This is a genomic window from Taylorella asinigenitalis ATCC 700933 (genome assembly GCF_000687755.1).
In the GTDB taxonomy this organism is placed as follows: domain Bacteria; phylum Pseudomonadota; class Gammaproteobacteria; order Burkholderiales; family Burkholderiaceae_B; genus Taylorella; species Taylorella asinigenitalis.
Genome location: NZ_JHXN01000004.1, coordinates 58,133 through 76,333, shown reverse-complemented (window position 1 = coordinate 76,333; position 18,201 = coordinate 58,133). Strand labels below are relative to the sequence as shown.

Sequence of the window (18,201 nt, the reverse complement as noted above, 5' to 3'; positions counted from 1 at the left end):
ATTAAATGAATAATATTAAAGTAGACATTAGCAAAATTAACTATATCAGGGATGAGATTCTAAAAGCTAGTAAAGTTCCCACAGATATAAGTCCCGAATTAATAATTTCAAATCTGAAAAATGGTGTAAGAAATTTTGATTATGAAGTGAATAATTCAATTATTAGCTATAGGGTTAATTATGACGAATTTAAAATGACAAGATTTCTTGTAGCATTAGTTTCAAATTATGCCGCCCCTTTTATTGAGGAAAACAATCCCGTAAATTTTAATCAAATGATTAGTGGTTTGTTTTCTTTTATTTTAAATATCAAAACTCTAAAACATGATAAACAAAAATATGGAGGTAGTATAGTTGATATATTATTTATCATTATTTTTGGTAAACTTTGCCTCAGCAAGGATAATTTAACTGAAATCATAGACATTTCATTAACTATTTATAAGGACAAATTGTCTTCATTTGTATCAACCCCAAATGAATCTAGATTAGTTTTTGAACTTTTAAGTTTAATAGAATGTTTTGACACTAAAGAATTTAAACTAAATAAAGCAGATTTTATAAATGCAGTGGATGATGAATACGTATCTGTATACAGAAAAAATTTCGAAATCATATGTTATGTTGATGAAAATAAATTAATCCAAAATATTTTTGAACTTTGTAATTTTCGTTTAAGTTTGATTGAAACAAATATTTCAAATCAATCCTACAATCCAATTTGGAATTACTTTCCCATTGATATTATCTATTTATTAACTCATAGAATGAGTTGTAATCTGGATATTCCTAAAAAAATACATCCCTATATTGATGATTTTATTCCGTATTTAAAATGTAATTTTGAACTTTCCTCTGAAAATAAGTTAATTTATAGCAATTTAGATTAATTTAATATATTTTAAGGATTTTCTAGAACTTTGTTAAAACCACATTAATTATTTGTGCTCATATATTGAATCAACCACAACATATAAGTTCGAAAAATCTTGAAGTTTAACTTACTATTGATTAGGCGTTGGATTATAGAAAATGTTAAAAGTTCCATCAATTAACAAAAATACACTTAACCATAGCCAAAGTAATAGATAATATTTATATCCATCACCCTCTAACATACAACTGAGGGTGTTGAGCCCAGTTCTTTAACATTGTCAAAGTAAATAAAAGCTAAACGAACCCCGTATATCTAGAGCATGATGCTGAAGGGCGTCTACTTAAATTTATAGACGGGCTTGTTCGTGAGACACGATATAAATATAATCCTGCAGGTCGAATTGATACACGAGTTGATGCTCTAAATCATGAAGTTGGCTATAGATATGATGTGCTCGGTAGGCTATCTAAGCTTATTAATGAAAACAATGACAAATACCTCTTTGAGTATGATCCGCTTAGTAGGTTGGTTTATGAAAGAGGGTTTGACGGTAAAGAGAAGCGTTATCAGATCAACAAGTTAACAGGACGAGTAGATAGTGTTACGTTTGTAGATAAGACATTAAACTTCCAGTACGACATTATGGGTCGTATGACTAAGACATCTAGTGCAGATGAAGTTCGTGAGTATGACTACGACTTAAATGGGCGACTCACCTTAGCGAAAAACCCATTATCAGAGAATCAGTTTGAGCTTGATGCATTAGGTAATTGTCCCCGGCTATTTAAAATTACCCCTTCAAACAAAATCGGCATTCTATAATAGCCCCATCGCTTTATGAATAGCAAATTTCGAAGTTGGTATTCTTATTAGATAATGGGAAGAGTTGGAATATTTGAAATTACAAATTCTAGACTATTCGATAAAAGATCTAAAAGAGCAAAGAAATATCGATATTCGGTGATTTTTAAGTAAGTTATAAACGGTGTCCCTGACTATCTCTCTATTTTTAAGGGTTAAATTAATCTACTTCATCATAAAATAAGCTAAATAGAAATAATGGGAATTAAGGAATTTTTAAAATATGAAGTTAGAAATTAAAAATGGATGTTTGAATGGTTTATGTTTGGGCACCTCAAAATCCAAATTTGATAAAAATACTGCAACATCATCTGGTGTGCTTTATGAGTTAGAGGATTTTGAAGGAGAGGAGTACATTGCCACCCTTTCTGCTAGGGACGTTAAAAGTTTTATTCTCGACGGTCAGGAAATAAATTTTGATAATCTAACTAAATTTCTTGAGAGCGAAAATCCTTTAGTTGATGATGAAATTTACGTTTTTCCAAATCACAATCTTACATTAATACCTGATTTTGAAGATGAAATTTTCTCAGAGGTTTTAATTTACCATGAAAGAGTTAAAGATTTATTCGTGGAATCTTACGATGATTACTACTTGAATCTCAAAAGATGACGTGTTTGGCAGTTTAAAATCGACCCCCACTAACATCAAAACCTTGACTAATAATTAAAATTTTTAAGTTAGGAAAGAGTACTATTTCTACTAATTCAAATGAGCGAAAACCTATTCTTTGAATTAGATGTAGAAGATGGATATCCACCTGGGGCACAAGAGAGCTTATGGGTGGAAAAATTAGACAATAGTGTGTTATGTATAGATAACATACCTTTTTACACTTATGAAGTATCCCTTGGGTGATATAGTTTCCTACACAATTAAAGATGGTGTGTATTATTTCAATAGCTTTGTTAAGCATTCCGATAATTCAACTATTAGAGTTGTATATCTAAATAAGACAGTCGATATAGATGTAATTTACAGAATTATGGAAAAATGCGGTTGTGAGATAGAAAAGATGTCCACAACTTTTTGCAATATTTTGAACTCATAATATGTCCTTATAACGAGCAATGGGCTAACAAAACTCTAATTTGAAGAAACAAATCCAGTAAACGTTTGGAGTATTTATGAGAAACATAAAATTGAATTAGTAAAATTGATACCCTTTACATTATTATTGGTTTACGTTTGCTAATTATTAAAGTAAAAAATCTATACCTGGCCACACCCTAACTAGTTAACGCTCATACCTCTTCAAATAAGCTTTTGTATACCCACAAGTAGGTCGAACTTCCCAATTATTTTTTCTAGCTAAATCCAAATCAAATTTAGTCAATTCAGCAGCTACACCCCGTCCGCCGATCTCTGAGGGGACTTGAGTTGAGAGGATATCCATGACATTGCCATCCAATGTATATTTAATAAATGCACGCAGGCCGTCAACATCTGCAAATATAATTCCCGCATCTAAGTCGTTTTTAATTTCCATTGCCATCCAAAACTTGAAATAAGCCACTAAACCCTTATAGTATAAGAGATAGAAATGAGGAGATAATATGAAGTTAATATATGTGTGGGATGCGATTTGTGGTTGGTGTTATGGGTTTGAATCTGTGCTTACCAAATTTGTGCGAAATCATCCTGAGCTTGAATTGAAGATGGTTTCGGGGGGTCTGGTTACGGGGGACCGCATAAAGCCTATTAGCGAGTATAACTATATAAAAAATTCGAATGCTCAAGTATCTCAGATTTATGGTGTGGCATTTTCCGATGCGTACAATTCAATGCTAGATGAAGGGTCGACCATTCTGAATTCTAATCAACCTGGACTAGTGTTTAGTTTATTGCGAGAAGTGGTCCCATCAGAAAAATGGGTTGAATTAGGATGGGATATTCAAAAACTTATGTATCTCGAGGGCAAGTCTTTAGGCGATTTTGAGGCGTATAAAGAGATTTTTGAGAACTATGGCATTGCCACAGAAATAATAGAGAAAATTCGTGCAAATTGGAATGATACTTCGATTCCTGAAAATGATTTTAATCAAGCTCGGGAGTTGGGTGTAAGTTCGTATCCTACTTTACTGATTGAGCACGATGGGAAATATTTCGATATTCGCACAGGTACAGAAACGCTTGAAGAGTTAGAAGCCAATTATCGGAAAGTTCTCACAATACAGGGCGATCATAAAGCTAGTAAATAGAATGCCATCATCTAAGGACGTTGCGAAGAGAGCGGGAGTGTCACACGATATTAGTAAAATAACGAGGCGGCACATCAAGGTTCAAATTTTAGAGGGTAGCATGAAATTCAATTCATTAATATTCAAACAGCAAGTACTTATCGGCGATCAATGGATGGATGCCTATAGCGGCGAAACCATTGAAGTCTCTAATCCAGCCACAGGTGAAACAGTAGGCACAGTTCCGAAAATGGGGACAAAAGAGGCGGAACAAGCTGTGGAGGCGGCTCAGAGGGCATTGCCACAATGGTCTGCTATGTCTGCGAACGAGCGCTCAGATTTACTACGTAAATGGTACGACCTAATTATTGAACATAAAGAGGATCTCGCACGTTTGCTCACTATCGAGCAAGGCAAGCCGCTAAAAGAAGCTGAGGGCGAGATTTTGTATGGGGCCGCATACATCGAATGGTTTGCGGAAGAGGCTAAGCGTGTCTATGGTGACACTATTCCTGCTCCAAGCGGCGATAAACGCATTGTGGTCATAAAGCAGCCTGTTGGTGTGTGTGCTGCGATTACTCCTTGGAATTTTCCGAATGCTATGATTGCCCGCAAAGTGGCTCCAGCTCTTGCTGCAGGGTGTACATTTGTTTCACGTCCTGCATCTCAAACTCCATTTTCTGCATTGGCTATGGCATCGCTCGCTCTCGAGGCTGGCATCCCGCCTGGCGTGTTCAATGTGATCACAGGAAAATCCAGCGAGATCGGTAAGGTGCTCACTGAAAGCCCTATCGTTCGCAAATTCAGCTTCACGGGCTCTACTGAAGTTGGGCGTTTATTGATGCAGCAATCCGCTTCGACCATTAAGAAAATTTCCCTCGAATTGGGCGGAAATGCTTCTTTTATCGTGTTCAACGAAGCTGACGTTGATGCTGCTGTTGAAGGTGCCGTTGCCGCTAAATTCCGAAATGCAGGGCAGACATGCGTATGTGCAAATCGCATCTATGTGCAGTCTAAAATTTATGATGAATTCTGCGATAAATTGGCTGATGCCGTTGCAAATCTTAAAGTTGGCAATGGTCTCGCCGAAGACTCTATCATCGGTCCTATGATCAATCAAGATGCTGTCGATCATTCCAAAGAGCTTTTGCAGGATGCGGTAGAGAAGGGTGCGCAGGTGACCACAGGTGGCTCTTACAATGAATTATTTTTCGAACCGACTGTAGTCAAAAACGCCACCACTGATATGCGATTTTCTACAGATGAGATATTCGGGCCCATTGCCCCCGTATTTAAGTTTGAAACGGAAGAGGAAGCTTTAAAACTAGCAAATGACACCATTTACGGCCTTGCATCCTACATCTATACGGAAAATTTAAATCAAACTATTCGTGTATCTGAAAAACTTGAGTATGGCATTGTTGGGGTTAACACAGGATTGATTTCTAACGCTGCGGCTCCGTTTGGCGGAGTAAAACAGTCAGGGCTAGGTCGGGAAGGCTCAAAATATGGTATCGAAGACTATCTAGAGATCAAATACATTTGCGTGGGTAATGTTAAATAGAGACTAAGATCTTAGGGATAAGAAATAATCGAGCCTCTTATTTAAATATTGTGCAAATAGAAGCTCCATGCAATCGTAAGATCCGCTTGTACGGAACTTTTCAAAAGCATCATAGTATTTCACTCTATCTGTAAATTTAATATCAATAGGTGTGAATCCAGATTTCATCAATTCTAAATTTACAATTAGGCGTCCGGTCCGCCCATTCCCATCGATAAAGGGATGGATGCATTCAAAATCAACATGAAATTTTGCTAATTTTTTTAAGATATGCTCTTGTGATTTCTTATAATCCAAAAGTAATTCTTGCATCTTAGTTTCAATCAAATATGCTTTGGGCGGCTCATACTCTGACCCCAAAATACGCACAGGAAGTTTACGATATATACCACTAAATTGTCGCTTATGTGCAAGCACAAGTGAATGGACTTTCTTAATGATCCCTTCATCAAGTTCAAAGCCTTCTTTTACTAATTCACACACAAAATCAAAAGCTTCACGGTGATCTACAGCTTCCAAATGATCTTTCAGAGGTTTTGAATCTATTGTTAGCCCTTCAAGAACCAATGCAGTTTCACGAAGTGTAAGCGTGTTTCCCTCGATAGCATTGGAGTTATAGGTATATTCAATCGTAAAGTCACGATGTAAACGCTCAAGCTCGATTTCATCAAGTGGTCGCATTGCATCTAGATCCACTTTCTTTTTATCTATCTCTGTGACTAAATTTTCAAGTTTCATAAAAACAAGAAAGCCCCACTAATGCAGGGCTTAAAATCGATTCTATCCTAATGCTCTTAGAGCATTAATAAACCCAAATCCTATAATTTATTTAAGCAAATCAGCCACGCCTGCTCGTTCTTCTTCAAGCTCGGCTAATGTAGCATCCATGCGTGCACGTGAAGCTTCATCAATCTCTAAGCCTTGTACAATTTTGTATTCACCGCCTTCAGTCGTAACTGGGAAGCCATACACAATACCCTCAGGAATACCATAAGATCCATCAGAAGGAACGCCCATAGTAACCCATTTTCCGTTTGTGCCTAACACCCAATCGTGAATATGGTTAATCGCTGCATTAGCCGCAGAAGCTGCAGATGAAAGACCGCGAGCTGCTATGATAGCGGCACCACGTTTAGCTACTGTCGGGATAAAATCATTTTCTACCCAATTATCGTCGCCGATTTTCTCTTTTAATTTAACACCACCCGCTTCAGCAAATCGAATATCAGGATACATGGTTGATGAGTGATTACCCCATACCACAAATTTATCGATATCTTCAATGTCCACACCAGCTTTGCGTGCCATTTGTGTCAATGCGCGATTATGGTCTAAACGTACCATAGATGTGAAGTTTTTCGCAGGTAAATCGGGAGCTGATTTCATGGCAATATACGCATTTGTATTTGCTGGGTTTCCTACCACTAAAACTTTAACGTCGCGGCTAGCTACTTCATTTAAAGCTGCCCCTTGTACTGTGAAAATTTGTGCATTAGCTTGAAGTAAATCTTTGCGCTCCATACCGGGCCCTCTCGGGCGAGACCCTACTAGGATGGCAATGTCCACGTCTTTAAACGCTGTCTTAGGATCACTGTGTGCAGTTACTTCTTTAAGTAATGGGAATGCACAATCGTCTAACTCCATCATTACGCCTTTAAGTGCGTTTTGAGCTTTTTCATCTGGAATTTCTAAAAGCTGAAGAATAAGAGGTTGGTCTTTACCCAACATTTCACCAGCAGCAATTCTAAATAATATTGAATATCCAATTTGACCAGCCGCACCTGTAACGGCTACACGAATAGCAGGTTTTGACATTAATAACTCCAATTTTTATAGAATAACTTTGAAATTGTAAACCTTTTTAATTAAAGGAATAAGAATCGCCTATTTTTGAAATATCAAAAAGCAATAGAAATATAAGCCAACAAATTCCTCAAGCTTACCTAATCCCCTAAAATCCGCAATCAATCTCAAAAGTTTGATTAAAAATATTATAATCTTACAAGTTTTATATTTAATCATAGGTATCAATTCATGTCTGATGTCACTCAAAAGCCTCGCCGAGAGTTTAGAAACATTGAATTCGATAAAATTACTAGGGCTTATAAGCTTCCGCTTCCTGCGATTTTATCGATTTTGCACCGCGTTAGTGGTGTTTTAATTTTTCTAAGCCTTCCTATTCTTATTCATTTATTCCGTAACAGTCTAGCTGGGCCTGTTATGTTTAATAGCTTGGCTACAGGTTTCTCAGGTTTTTTAATTAGAGTTGTCTGTATTGTGGCATTATGGGGATTTATGCACCACCTTTGTGCTGGTATTCGTTTCCTTATTCTTGACTTACATATTGGTATGGATAAGGTTTCAGCTAATAAAAGTGCAAAAATTGTGTTTATTGTGAGTTTGGCTTTAACTGTTATTTTTGCAATTAAATTATTTGGAGTTCTGTAATGCCTGATCAATTTGGTACTAATCGTCGTGCAGTAGGAGCTCATTACGGAACAATTGGATTTATTGTTCAACGCTTAACTGCTACTCTTTTAGCAATTTATTCTGTTTTCTTTCTCCTCACATTGTTATTTACACCAGTAACTTATGAGAATTGGTTGCACCTATTCACTTTTACTGTTTTGAGTATCCCTGCTGGTCAAATCTGTGTAACTTTGGTGTTTTTCACACTTGCATGGCACGCATGGATTGGAATTCGTGATGTTTGGATGGACTATATCGATTGCTGGAAGCTTCGTCTAATTCTATTTATATTTACGATATTTTGGCTTATTTCCATGTCTATTTATTTCTCATTTGTCGTTTGGAGTCTTTAATGTCTACTGTTCTTTCTTCTTTACCTCGTCGCAAATTTGATGTTGTGGTAGTAGGGGCAGGCGGTTCAGGCATGCGTTGTTCCTTACAACTTGCTCAAGCAGGTCTTAATGTCGCTGTACTCTCAAAAGTATTTCCAACTCGTTCTCATACAGTTGCAGCTCAAGGTGGTATTGGTGCTTCTTTAGGAAATATGTCTGAGGATAATTGGTATTGGCATATGTACGATACTGTAAAGGGTTCTGATTGGCTCGGAGATCAGGATGCTATTGAATTTATGTGTCGTCAGGCTCCCGAAGCCGTTTATGAATTAGAGCATTATGGAATGCCTTTTGATCGCAACCCAGATGGCACAATTTATCAACGTCCGTTTGGCGGTCATACAGCTAATTTTGGTGAAAAACCTGTTCAAAGAGCCTGTGCAGCAGCTGACCGTACAGGTCATGCCTTGCTTCATACTTTGTATCAACGAAATGTAGCCTCACGTACACACTTTTTTGTTGAATGGATGGCCCTTGATCTTATTCGCAATGATGACGGAGATGTCTTAGGTGTCACAGCTTTAGAGATGGAGACAGGGGATATATACGTTCTAGAAGCTAAACGTACAGTTTTAGCCACAGGGGGAGCCGGTCGTATTTGGGCTGCATCTACGAATGCATTTATTAATACAGGTGATGGGCTTGGTATGGCTGCACGCGCGGGCATTGCCCTCCAAGATATGGAATTTTGGCAGTTTCACCCTACGGGCGTTGCTGGTGCGGGCGTACTTATTACTGAAGGGGTTCGCGGAGAGGGCGGCATTCTCTTAAATAAAGACGGAGAGCGTTTTATGGAACGATACGCTCCGACTCTAAAAGATTTAGCACCACGCGATTTTGTATCTCGTTCTATGGACCAAGAGATTAAAGAAGGCCGCGGTGTAGGTGATGGAACACACGTTGCTCTTAAACTAGACCATTTAGGTGAAGATGTCATTAAAAAACGTCTTCCATCTATTCGTGAAATTGCTATTCGATTCGCAAATGTGGATCCAATTAAAGAACCAATTCCTGTTGTTCCTACTATTCACTATCAAATGGGTGGTATTCCTGCAAATTATCATGGCCAAGTAGTTGAATGGAAAGACGGAGAGGAAAAAATCGTTAACGGTTTATATGCAATTGGTGAATGTTCTGCGGTTTCCGTCCACGGTGCAAATCGCTTAGGCACAAATTCACTTCTAGATTTAGTTGTGTTTGGGCGTGCAGCTGGAAACCATATCATTGCCGACAAATTGCATGAACAGAAGGCTCATGCGGACCTTCATAAAGAGAGCGTTACAAAATCTATGGATCGTTATAACGCACTTGAAAACCGCTCTACAGGCCTAAAAGTCCAAGATGTTGGGAATAAAATTCGCACTACTATGCAAAGTCACTGTGGTGTATTCCGTACTAAGGAGCTCCTTAACGAAGGTGTTCGTGAAATTGCTGAATGTGCAGAACAAGTTAAGCAAATTCATTTTAAAGATAAATCGAAAGTCTTCAATATGGCACGACAAGAAGCTCTTGAAATCGAAAATATGATTGAAGTTGCAAAAGCTACTATTAAATCAGCAGCTAATCGTGACGAGAGTCGTGGAGCTCATGCTCTTAATGACTTCCCAGAGCGTGATGATATTAATTGGTTGAAGCATACACTTTGGTATTCAGAGACAGATTCTCTTGAATATAAACCTGTGCATATGAAGCCATTGACAGTTGATTCATTCCCTCCTAAACCTCGTACATTCTAAGTTGGATATCATGACTAAACGCATTGTTAAATTTGAAATTTACCGCTATGACCCAGATAAGGACGAACGTCCTTACATGCAAAAGCTTGATGTAGAGCTTGGCCCAAACGATAAGATGCTTCTTGATGCATTAGTACGCATCAAAAATGATGTGGATGATAGCTTATCTATTCGTCGCTCATGTCGCGAGGGTGTATGTGGTTCAGATGCGATGAATATTAACGGTAAAAACGGGCTTGCATGTATTACTAATCTTAGAGATTTAAAAGAGCCTATAGTTTTAAGACCTCTGCCAGGGTTACCTGTAATTCGTGATTTGATTGTAGATATGACTTCGTTCTTTAATCAGTATCACTCAGTAAAGCCATATTTAATCAACGAGGATCATCCTCCTGAAAAAGAGCGTTTGCAATCTCCAGAAGCACGTGAGGAATTAGATGGTTTATATGAGTGTATTCTTTGTGCTTGTTGTTCTACATCATGTCCATCATTTTGGTGGAATCCTGATAAGTTCGTAGGTCCTGCTGGTCTGCTTCAAGCTTATCGCTTTCTTGCAGATAGTCGTGATCAGGCGACCTCAGAGCGCCTTGATAATTTAGAGGATCCATATCGACTATTCCGTTGCCACACAATTATGAACTGTGTGGATGTCTGTCCTAAGGGGTTAAACCCCTCAAAAGCTATCAGCAAAATTAAAGAAATGCTTGTGAGACGTACTGTTTAGTATGGGTACGTTATCCGATAGTGAACGCGATCTTCTTAGATGGAGGTCGCGTCGCGGACTACTAGAAAATGATCTGATAATCACAAAATTTTTAGATCAATATGAGAGTTCATTAACTCAGGACGATGCTCGAAATTTAATGACTCTTTTTGAACTAGACGATAATACCCTTTTGCAAGTTTTGTTAGGGACTGAAGTTCTTGAAAGCCCCTATGATAGCCCCGAAATACAAAGGCTTGTTAAACTTATGCAATCTTAATGGGGTATATTACACAAAATACTGAGGAGTATAAAATGAAAACATCAGATAAAAAGGCCGTATTAAGTATTGATGGTCAAGATAGCATTGAACTACCTATTTATGATGGTTCGGTTGGTCCAAGTGTTATCGATATCCGCAAACTATATGCTCAGACAGGCATGTTTACTTATGACCCTGGTTTTGTCTCGACTGCTTCATGCGAATCTGAGATTACATACATTGATGGCGGGAAAGGGGAGTTGTATTACAGAGGCTATCCGATAGAAGAACTTGCTGTCAAATGTGACTATTTAGAAGTGTGCTATTTGCTTCTTAAAGGTGAACTTCCTAATCAGGCTCAAAAAGATGACTTCGAATATCGTATCCTTCACCACAATTTAGTTCACGAACAAGTTCATATGCTACTTCGTGGTTTCCGTCGTGATTCTCATCCGATGGCTATTTTAGTTGGCCTAACAGGTGCAATGGCTGCATTCTACGATAATGGATTAGATATCAAAAATCCAGAGCATCGTGAAATTGCTTCTATTCGTTTGATTGCGAAGATGCCTACATTAGTTGCTATGGCTCATAAATACTCTATCGGTGAACCGTATGTACACCCTAATAATAAACTTTCTTATTCTGGTAATTTTCTACGTCAGATGTTCGCAAATCCATGCGAAGAATATGTAGTAAACCCTGTTATTGAAAAAGCCATTGACCGTATTCTTATTTTGCACGCAGATCATGAGCAAAATGCTTCTACGTCAACAGTTCGTTTATGCGGCTCTTCAGGTACTAACCCTTATGCAGCGATTTCTTCTGGTATTTCTTGCCTATGGGGTCCAGCACATGGTGGTGCGAACGAAGCATGCTTAAGAATGCTTGAGCAAATTCAAGCAGACGGTGGTGTTGCAAAAGTTGGCGAATTTATGGAGAAAGTTAAAGACAAAGAATCTGGAGTTCGTTTAATGGGCTTTGGACATCGTGTTTATAAAAACTATGATCCTAGAGCTAAACTTATGCAAGAAACTTGCAAGGAAGTGCTTGCAGAGCTTGGACTTGAAAATGACCCACTATTTAAGCTTGCGATGGAACTTGAGCGTATTGCTCTAGAGGATGATTATTTTGTAGAGCGTAAGCTTTATCCTAATGTTGATTTCTACTCTGGTATCGTGCAAAGTGCAATCGGTATCCCAACCCAATTGTTTACTGCGGTATTTGCATTAGCACGTGTTGTAGGTTGGATATCTCAATGGAGTGAGATGATCTCTGATCCAGACTACAGAATTGGTAGACCTCGTCAATTGTACGTTGGAGAAACTAAAAGATCTGTTCCAGATATAGCCAATCGCAAGTAAAAAATTATAATTTTGAGGGTCGCTTTTGGGCGTCCCTTATTTGATTATGACACTATACGATAGGATAGGGTTTAGTTGGGAAAAAAATTCTGATATTGTTATTCCATCAGAAAAAGAACCACTTAGCACTCTAATTTTCAAACTAAAAAAGAGATTTCCTGAATTCGTTTGGGATGCATCACAATTAGAAAACAATCCGATTACATTTCCTGAGATTAAAACTCTACTTGATGGAATAACAATTGGTGGTCATAAATTGTCTGATGTAGAACAAGTTACAAATCTTGCTGACAGTCTAGAATACTTAATTAAGACTCTAAAAAACGATTCTTTCAAGTTGGATCGAGATACTTTCTGCAAATTTAATTCAATTATTTCTAGAAATGAATCTTTAGAGTGGGGTGTTTTTAGAGGCGAGGGTTCAGAAATTAATTACACTCCAAATGTAGCACTTGGTGAAAGGGGCGTTTATATGCCATTGCCCACAGTTGCAGGTGCGAAAGAATTGATTCTTAGATTTAATGATGGAGTACTAGCTCTAGAATCTTCATTTAAAGAGCATGCAATCTCTACCCACGAACTAGCTTTTGCATTCTTTCTTTTTGGTGCATTAAATCAATTTTTCTTTGACGGAAATAAACGCACCTCACGCCTTATGATGAATGGGATTTTAATGTCTAATGGATATGAGGCAGTCACTATTCCTGCTTCTAAAGCTATAGAATTCAATAGAAATATGGTTGATTTTTATGCTTCTAAAAATGCAACAGACATGATTAAATTTTTGTTTGAATGTGCCCAAAGCTAATTAATCAGGTCGCTATTGGGTGGCCTTTATTTTATAAAGTTGCGAATTTCATCTACATCTTCTGACATATCATCCCATAAGAATAGAAGAAGGCTTAGAGATAAATTATCTGTGGAGAAGGGCTGGGACATTGCCACCCCCCAAAAAAGGCAAGAAAGAATTATGGAACAACGCACAAACATCACTGTCCTCAAGGTTATTTGAAATCATAGTTACACATTACACACATAAAATGACAGAAATTTTATGGAGATATTTATGATTAAAAAATTACTTCCACTAGTGGTTTCTAGTCTTTTTGCAGTTGCTGCTGCTCAAGCTCAAAATCTTACTCTTTATACTTCTCAGCCTGTAGCAGATGCTCAAATGACTGTTGAGGCATTTGAAAAAGCTAATCCAGGCGTTAAAGTTGAATGGGTTCGCGATGGTACTACTAAGCTTATGACAAAATTCCGTGCTGAACTTGAAGCTGGGGTTACTAAGCCAGATCTTCTATTAATTGCTGATAGTGTGACTCTTGAACAGTTGAAAAAAGAGGGTCTGTTGGTGGCCCATGATTCTAAAGAGAAGTCAAACTATGATGAGGCTTTATATGATAAAGAAGGTTACTACTATGGTACTAAGCTAATCACAACTGGTATCGCATATCACAAAGATGCAAAAGTAAAACCTACTTCATGGAAAGATCTTGTAAAACCTGAACTTAAAGGTCAAGCAGCTATGCCTAGTCCTCTATATTCGGGTGCGGCATTAATCCATCTATCTGCATTAACTACAAATCCTGATTTCGGATGGGATTACTATAAAGCTCTTAAAGAAAATGGCATGAGCCCAATCAAGGGTAATGGCAGTGTTCTTAAAGCAATTGCTACAGGTGAAAAGCCTTACGGTGTGCTTGTTGATTACATGGCTATTCGCGAGAAAGCTAAAGGTTCACCTGTAGAGTTTGTGTTCCCTGCAGAAGGTGTGTCTATGGTGACAGAGCCAGTTGCAATTCTTAAAAGCTCTAAAAATCAAGAATTAGCTAAGAAATTTGTTGATTTCTTACTTTCAGCTGAGGGACAAGAGCTTGTGGTTAAACAAGGCTATCTTCCTGCACGTAACGGTGTAACTCCACCTGCGGGCTTCCCTGATCGAAAAGATATTAAATTATTGCCGTTTGACTCAGCTAAAGCTTTAGAAAACACAGAAAAAGATAAAGAAGGTTTCTCTAAAATTTTTAACTAATTAATAGATTAGATTTAGATTGAATCGAAAAACATTGCCAACTCCCATTATATGGGGGTTGGTTTTTATTATTCTCATTATCTCGATTCTGCCAACTGCACGTCTTGTGCTACAAGTAGTGTTCGATATAACAGAGTCCGAAAAATCCTCGCTCTCAAAGGTTCTTACTCAGAGTTCTACATGGACTGCGACCTTTAATAGTCTTTATACGTCCTTTGTGTCTATGCTGTTGTCGCTTATCATTGGCGGCTCACTCGCATTGCTTATTACACTTACAAATATCCGTGCGAAAAGTGTATTTGTCATGCTTTTTATGCTACCGATGATGATACCGCCGCAAGTAATGGCTTTAAGCTGGCTTCAGTTAATGGGGCCAAACAGTGCCCTTCTCAAGATGATAGGACTTGCCCCACTGCTAGGATCGCCGCAGCCTCTATATTCGGATTGGGGCATTATCCTGCTTCTTGGAATACAGAGTGCACCGCTTGTATTTTTAACCATTCGCACGAATATCCTTAATATTCCTAAAGAATTGATAGAAGCTGCCCGCCTTAATGGGGCTTCTATGAGGGAAGTTTTAGTAGATATGGTATTGCCACTTTGTAAGAATTCCATCGCTGCAGCTGCTGCTATCGCATTTATATCGTCGCTTGGAAATTTTGGCATTCCTGCTATGTTGGGCATTCCTGCGTCATATTATGTGCTCCCAACACTCGTGTATCAAAAGATGGCTGATTTCGGGCCGACTATGATTGATCAAGTGGCTGCATTGTCAGTGCTTATTGCAGTGCTGTCGCTGTTGGTGGTGTGGATGCAGAAACATTATCAGCGGAAGATGCAGATTATGGGCCTGCCTGGAAAGCCGCTATCCTTCAGGCTCGGACGCAGTCGCAAATTTTGGGAGCTTGCTCTAACTTTATTTTTAATAGCGATCCTTGTTATCCCACTTATTGCACTTATTGTTAGTTCTCTTGTTCCAGCTCAGGGCGTAGTCCTTACGTGGGACACACTAAGTTTTAAAGGGTACGAAAATCTATTTATGCCTCAAAGCGTTACCTGGCGTGCTTTTAAAAATAGTTTCTTTTTATCGTTAGGGGCAGCTGGTGCTATTGTGATTATTGGAATGCCTCTTGCTATGTGGTTTAGCAAGTCGGATAATCGTTTCAAAAAATGGTTGCAGATTGGGATGGATGTGCCGTATGCATTGCCAGGGGTGGTGCTGTCGATTGCCGTGATTTTGATATTTGCGAGACCATTGCCACTTGTGGATATTGTTTTATATGGCACGATTTGGACTATATTTTTTGCATATTTATCGCGCTTTTTTACGGTCGGTTTTAAGCCAATTCAAAGCACAGTGATGCAGATGGATGATTCTTTTGAGGAGGCGGCACAGCTTTGCGGAGCAGGGCAGATGCGGCGTTTGCTTGATATAGTGTTTCCACTGCTTGCTCCTTCTGCTTTTGCGGGCGTTATTCTTGTGTTTTTGCTCGCTTTTAATGAGTTGACTGTGTCTGCACTTCTTTGGAGCTCTGGCAATGAAACCGTAGGTGTCCTCATTTTCAATATGGAAGAAAGCGGTGATGGCATCATGGCAGCGGCTATGTCAGTGGTGGTCGTCTTTATTGTGATTTTGCTGATGTTTGTTTTGAATCTGTTTTCAGAGAAAATTCCGCGGGGCGTAATTCCGTGGAAAAACTAAGATTTAAAATAGGCTTATATTAAGTAATTGATTTTAATGGATAATTTCAACTGTACGATAATATCGTACAGTTGAAATTGCAGGACTATTTTATCCACCTTGGGTTTATTTTTTCTTTTTGATTGTTATTTTATGGAATACTTTCAAGGAGAAATTATGAATATTAAAAAGTATGAAGGTTATATGATCAGATCCACCTGGGTTCAAGAAAAAGAAGAATGGTATTTCAGCATCATAGATGTTGTTAGAGTGCTTACGGAAAGTAGTAATGCTCGACGCTACTGGAGTGATCTAAAAGTAAAAATTCGTGATATTGAAGGGGGAAATCAACTGTACGATAATATCGTACAGTTGAAAATGAAGACCCCAGATGGGAAATACAGAACAACGGATGCCTCTGATTTAAAAGGAATTTTCCGAATTATACAGTCAATTCCTTCCCCTAAGGCTGAGCCATTTAAATTATGGCTTTCAGAGATGGGTAAGGAGAGATTTGATGAAATCGCTGATCCAGAGTTGATTATCGATAGAGCCCTACAGACTTATCTCTCAAAGGGTTATACAAGAGAGTGGATTAATCAAAGACTGCAGGCAATTCAGGTTCGCAAGGAATTGACTGATGTGTGGAACGACCATGGGGTGTCTGCAAGCAAAGATTATGCAATACTTACGAACTTAATAACGCAAGCCTGGTCTGGAATGAATACTCGCGAATACAAAAACCTTAAAGGTCTAACAAAAGAGAGTCTTCGAGACAATATGACCACGACTGAATTAGTGCTAAATATGCTTGCTGAAACTGCGACTAAGGATATAACCACTGCTACTTCTCCAAGCGGAATGGATGAGCACAAGAAAGTTGCTATTAAGGGAGGCAATGTAGCCAAAATCGCTAGGGAGTCCCTTGAGAGCGAGACTGGTAAACCAGTTATTTCGAGCAAGAACGCACTAGATTTGGGGAGGATATTAGCAAATGTTCTTGAAAATAAATCAGATGATTAACTTAATTTCAACTGTACGATAAAATCGTACAGTTGCCCGAAACCTATGTCTAGACTCATTCTTCAGAATATCTCTAAGTTTTACGACCAAAATCAGGTCGTTAAAAATGTCTCACTAGAATTCGAAGAGGGTGAATTCATCGCTCTTCTTGGCCCGTCTGGGTGCGGCAAAACCACCTTGCTTCGAATGATTGCTGGCTTTGAGCCTGTCTCTGAGGGTGAGATTCGCTTTGGTTCAAAAGTGCTCTCTAGCGCCCAATCTACTAATGTCGTTCATGTCCCTCCAGAAAAACGCGAGATTAGTATGGTGTTCCAATCCTACGCACTGTGGCCACATATGAAAGTGCGAGATAACGTAGGTTATGCCCTTAAACTTAAGGGAATTAAGGGTCAAGAGTATAGGTCTCGCGTTATCGAAGCCCTTAAGACAGTCGATCTTGAGAATTTTGCAGACCGCTATCCCAATGAGCTTAGTGGCGGCCAAAGACAGCGCGTTGCTTTGGCTCGGTGCCTCGTGTCGTCCCCTAAAATCGTACTCTTGGATGAGCCGCTTGCTAATCTTGATCAGCATTTGCGTGGTTCAATGGAGCGCACTTTCCGCGAGTTTCAGCGCCGCACGAATGCAACATTTATTTATGTAACGCACGACCAAGCAGAGGCGATGGCCCTTGCGGATAAGGTTGCTGTTATGAATGCTGGCTGCGTTGAGCAGTTCGACACTCCCGAAAATATCTATAATCGCCCGCGTACAGAGTGGGTCGCTCGGTTTATTGGGAGTGGGACAATATTGGATTTATCGCGGCTTCATTGCCATCAAGGTGGCAATGTCCTCGTCCGCCCTCAGCATGTGCGCATAAGTGAACATGCGGATTTACAAGCAGTCATTAAAGAACGTATATTTAAAGGAGCCCATTATGCATATCATGCAGAGCTAGAAGATGGGCAGGAATTACTGTTTTATGCAGAAAATTTAATAGATATAGGGGCAAGCGTCAGATTAGAGATTGAGAAATATTCCGAACCTCTATAACGAGTATCTCCAAAATTTGAAAAT

Annotated in this window: 20 protein-coding genes; 17 read left to right on the top strand and 3 right to left on the bottom strand. The window is 38.7% G+C overall.

The window, feature by feature from the left end; genetic code table 11:
• The first annotated feature begins 5 nt into the window (after positions 1-5).
• The 4 genes from T432_RS0103795 to T432_RS08790 all read left to right on the top strand — a co-directional run bounded on the left by T432_RS0103795 (position 6) and on the right by T432_RS08790 (position 2,790).
• The gene (locus T432_RS0103795) at positions 6-890 is read left to right on the top strand and encodes a hypothetical protein (protein WP_028884252.1); all 885 of its coding nucleotides are present in this window, start codon (positions 6-8) and stop codon (positions 888-890) included.
• Positions 891-1,327: 437 nt separating this feature from the next.
• Entirely contained in the window at positions 1,328-1,699 is a 372-nt protein-coding gene (locus T432_RS0103790; protein ID WP_028884251.1) for a hypothetical protein, read from the top strand.
• 262 nt (positions 1,700-1,961) lie between these two features.
• Positions 1,962-2,351, top strand: a complete 390-nt coding sequence (locus T432_RS07920; RefSeq protein ID WP_044971100.1) for a hypothetical protein — start codon at positions 1,962-1,964, stop codon at positions 2,349-2,351.
• 226 nt (positions 2,352-2,577) lie between these two features.
• Positions 2,578-2,790: a DUF4265 domain-containing protein gene (locus T432_RS08790; protein ID WP_156026335.1), complete on the top strand. Its 213-nt coding sequence runs from the start codon at positions 2,578-2,580 to the stop codon at positions 2,788-2,790.
• Between the two features lie 186 nt (positions 2,791-2,976).
• On the opposite strand, the gene T432_RS0103775 is transcribed toward T432_RS08790, so the two are convergent.
• On the bottom strand, positions 2,977-3,228 hold the full coding sequence (locus tag T432_RS0103775) for a GNAT family N-acetyltransferase (protein WP_248646269.1): 252 nt from the start codon (positions 3,226-3,228) through the stop codon (positions 2,977-2,979).
• 67 nt (positions 3,229-3,295) lie between these two features.
• Between T432_RS0103775 and T432_RS0103770 the strand changes: the two genes are divergently transcribed.
• Positions 3,296-3,940: a DsbA family protein gene (locus T432_RS0103770; protein ID WP_028884249.1), complete on the top strand. Its 645-nt coding sequence runs from the start codon at positions 3,296-3,298 to the stop codon at positions 3,938-3,940.
• A 100-nt stretch (positions 3,941-4,040) separates the two neighbouring features.
• Entirely contained in the window at positions 4,041-5,483 is a 1,443-nt protein-coding gene (locus T432_RS0103765) for an NAD-dependent succinate-semialdehyde dehydrogenase (protein ID WP_028884248.1), read from the top strand.
• Between the two features lie 3 nt (positions 5,484-5,486).
• Here the strand turns inward: T432_RS0103765 and T432_RS0103760 are convergent, their stop codons facing one another.
• Both T432_RS0103760 and T432_RS0103755 read right to left on the bottom strand, forming a co-directional pair.
• Positions 5,487-6,221, bottom strand: a complete 735-nt coding sequence (locus T432_RS0103760; protein ID WP_028884247.1) for a Fic family protein — start codon at positions 6,219-6,221, stop codon at positions 5,487-5,489.
• Between the two features lie 87 nt (positions 6,222-6,308).
• Positions 6,309-7,298: a malate dehydrogenase gene (locus T432_RS0103755; protein ID WP_028884246.1), complete on the bottom strand. Its 990-nt coding sequence runs from the start codon at positions 7,296-7,298 to the stop codon at positions 6,309-6,311.
• A gap of 219 nt (positions 7,299-7,517) precedes the next feature.
• Here T432_RS0103755 and sdhC point away from each other — a divergent pair, with 219 nt between their 5' ends.
• From sdhC to T432_RS0103700, 11 genes are all read left to right on the top strand, one after another.
• Positions 7,518-7,931 (top strand): succinate dehydrogenase, cytochrome b556 subunit, encoded by a 414-nt coding sequence (gene sdhC, locus T432_RS0103750; protein WP_014111677.1) that lies wholly within the window; start codon positions 7,518-7,520, stop codon positions 7,929-7,931.
• Positions 7,931-8,305 carry a succinate dehydrogenase, hydrophobic membrane anchor protein gene (sdhD, locus tag T432_RS0103745; protein WP_028884245.1) on the top strand — a complete coding sequence of 125 codons (375 nt, stop codon included), beginning with the start codon at positions 7,931-7,933 and terminating at the stop codon, positions 8,303-8,305. Before sdhC ends, sdhD begins: the two co-directional genes overlap by 1 nt.
• Positions 8,305-10,080: a succinate dehydrogenase flavoprotein subunit gene (gene sdhA, locus T432_RS0103740; protein WP_028884244.1), complete on the top strand. Its 1,776-nt coding sequence runs from the start codon at positions 8,305-8,307 to the stop codon at positions 10,078-10,080. Before sdhD ends, sdhA begins: the two co-directional genes overlap by 1 nt.
• 7 nt (positions 10,081-10,087) lie before the next feature.
• Entirely contained in the window at positions 10,088-10,804 is a 717-nt protein-coding gene (locus tag T432_RS0103735) for a succinate dehydrogenase iron-sulfur subunit (protein ID WP_028884243.1), read from the top strand.
• A gap of 1 nt (position 10,805) precedes the next feature.
• Entirely contained in the window at positions 10,806-11,063 is a 258-nt protein-coding gene (locus T432_RS0103730; RefSeq protein ID WP_028884242.1) for an FAD assembly factor SdhE, read from the top strand.
• Between the two features lie 35 nt (positions 11,064-11,098).
• Positions 11,099-12,409, top strand: coding sequence for a citrate synthase (gltA, locus tag T432_RS0103725; protein WP_028884241.1), 1,311 nt, complete (start codon positions 11,099-11,101; stop codon positions 12,407-12,409).
• Positions 12,410-12,455: 46 nt separating this feature from the next.
• Positions 12,456-13,217, top strand: coding sequence for a Fic family protein (locus tag T432_RS0103720; protein WP_044971097.1), 762 nt, complete (start codon positions 12,456-12,458; stop codon positions 13,215-13,217).
• Between the two features lie 258 nt (positions 13,218-13,475).
• Positions 13,476-14,444 (top strand): ABC transporter substrate-binding protein, encoded by a 969-nt coding sequence (locus T432_RS0103715; protein WP_044971095.1) that lies wholly within the window; start codon positions 13,476-13,478, stop codon positions 14,442-14,444.
• A gap of 19 nt (positions 14,445-14,463) precedes the next feature.
• On the top strand, positions 14,464-16,146 hold the full coding sequence (locus T432_RS0103710; RefSeq protein WP_028884238.1) for an ABC transporter permease: 1,683 nt from the start codon (positions 14,464-14,466) through the stop codon (positions 16,144-16,146).
• 156 nt (positions 16,147-16,302) lie between these two features.
• The gene (locus T432_RS0103705; protein WP_028884237.1) at positions 16,303-17,148 is read left to right on the top strand and encodes a BRO family protein; all 846 of its coding nucleotides are present in this window, start codon (positions 16,303-16,305) and stop codon (positions 17,146-17,148) included.
• Positions 17,149-17,193: 45 nt separating this feature from the next.
• The gene (locus T432_RS0103700; RefSeq protein WP_028884236.1) at positions 17,194-18,177 is read left to right on the top strand and encodes an ABC transporter ATP-binding protein; all 984 of its coding nucleotides are present in this window, start codon (positions 17,194-17,196) and stop codon (positions 18,175-18,177) included.
• Positions 18,178-18,201 lie beyond the last annotated feature (24 nt).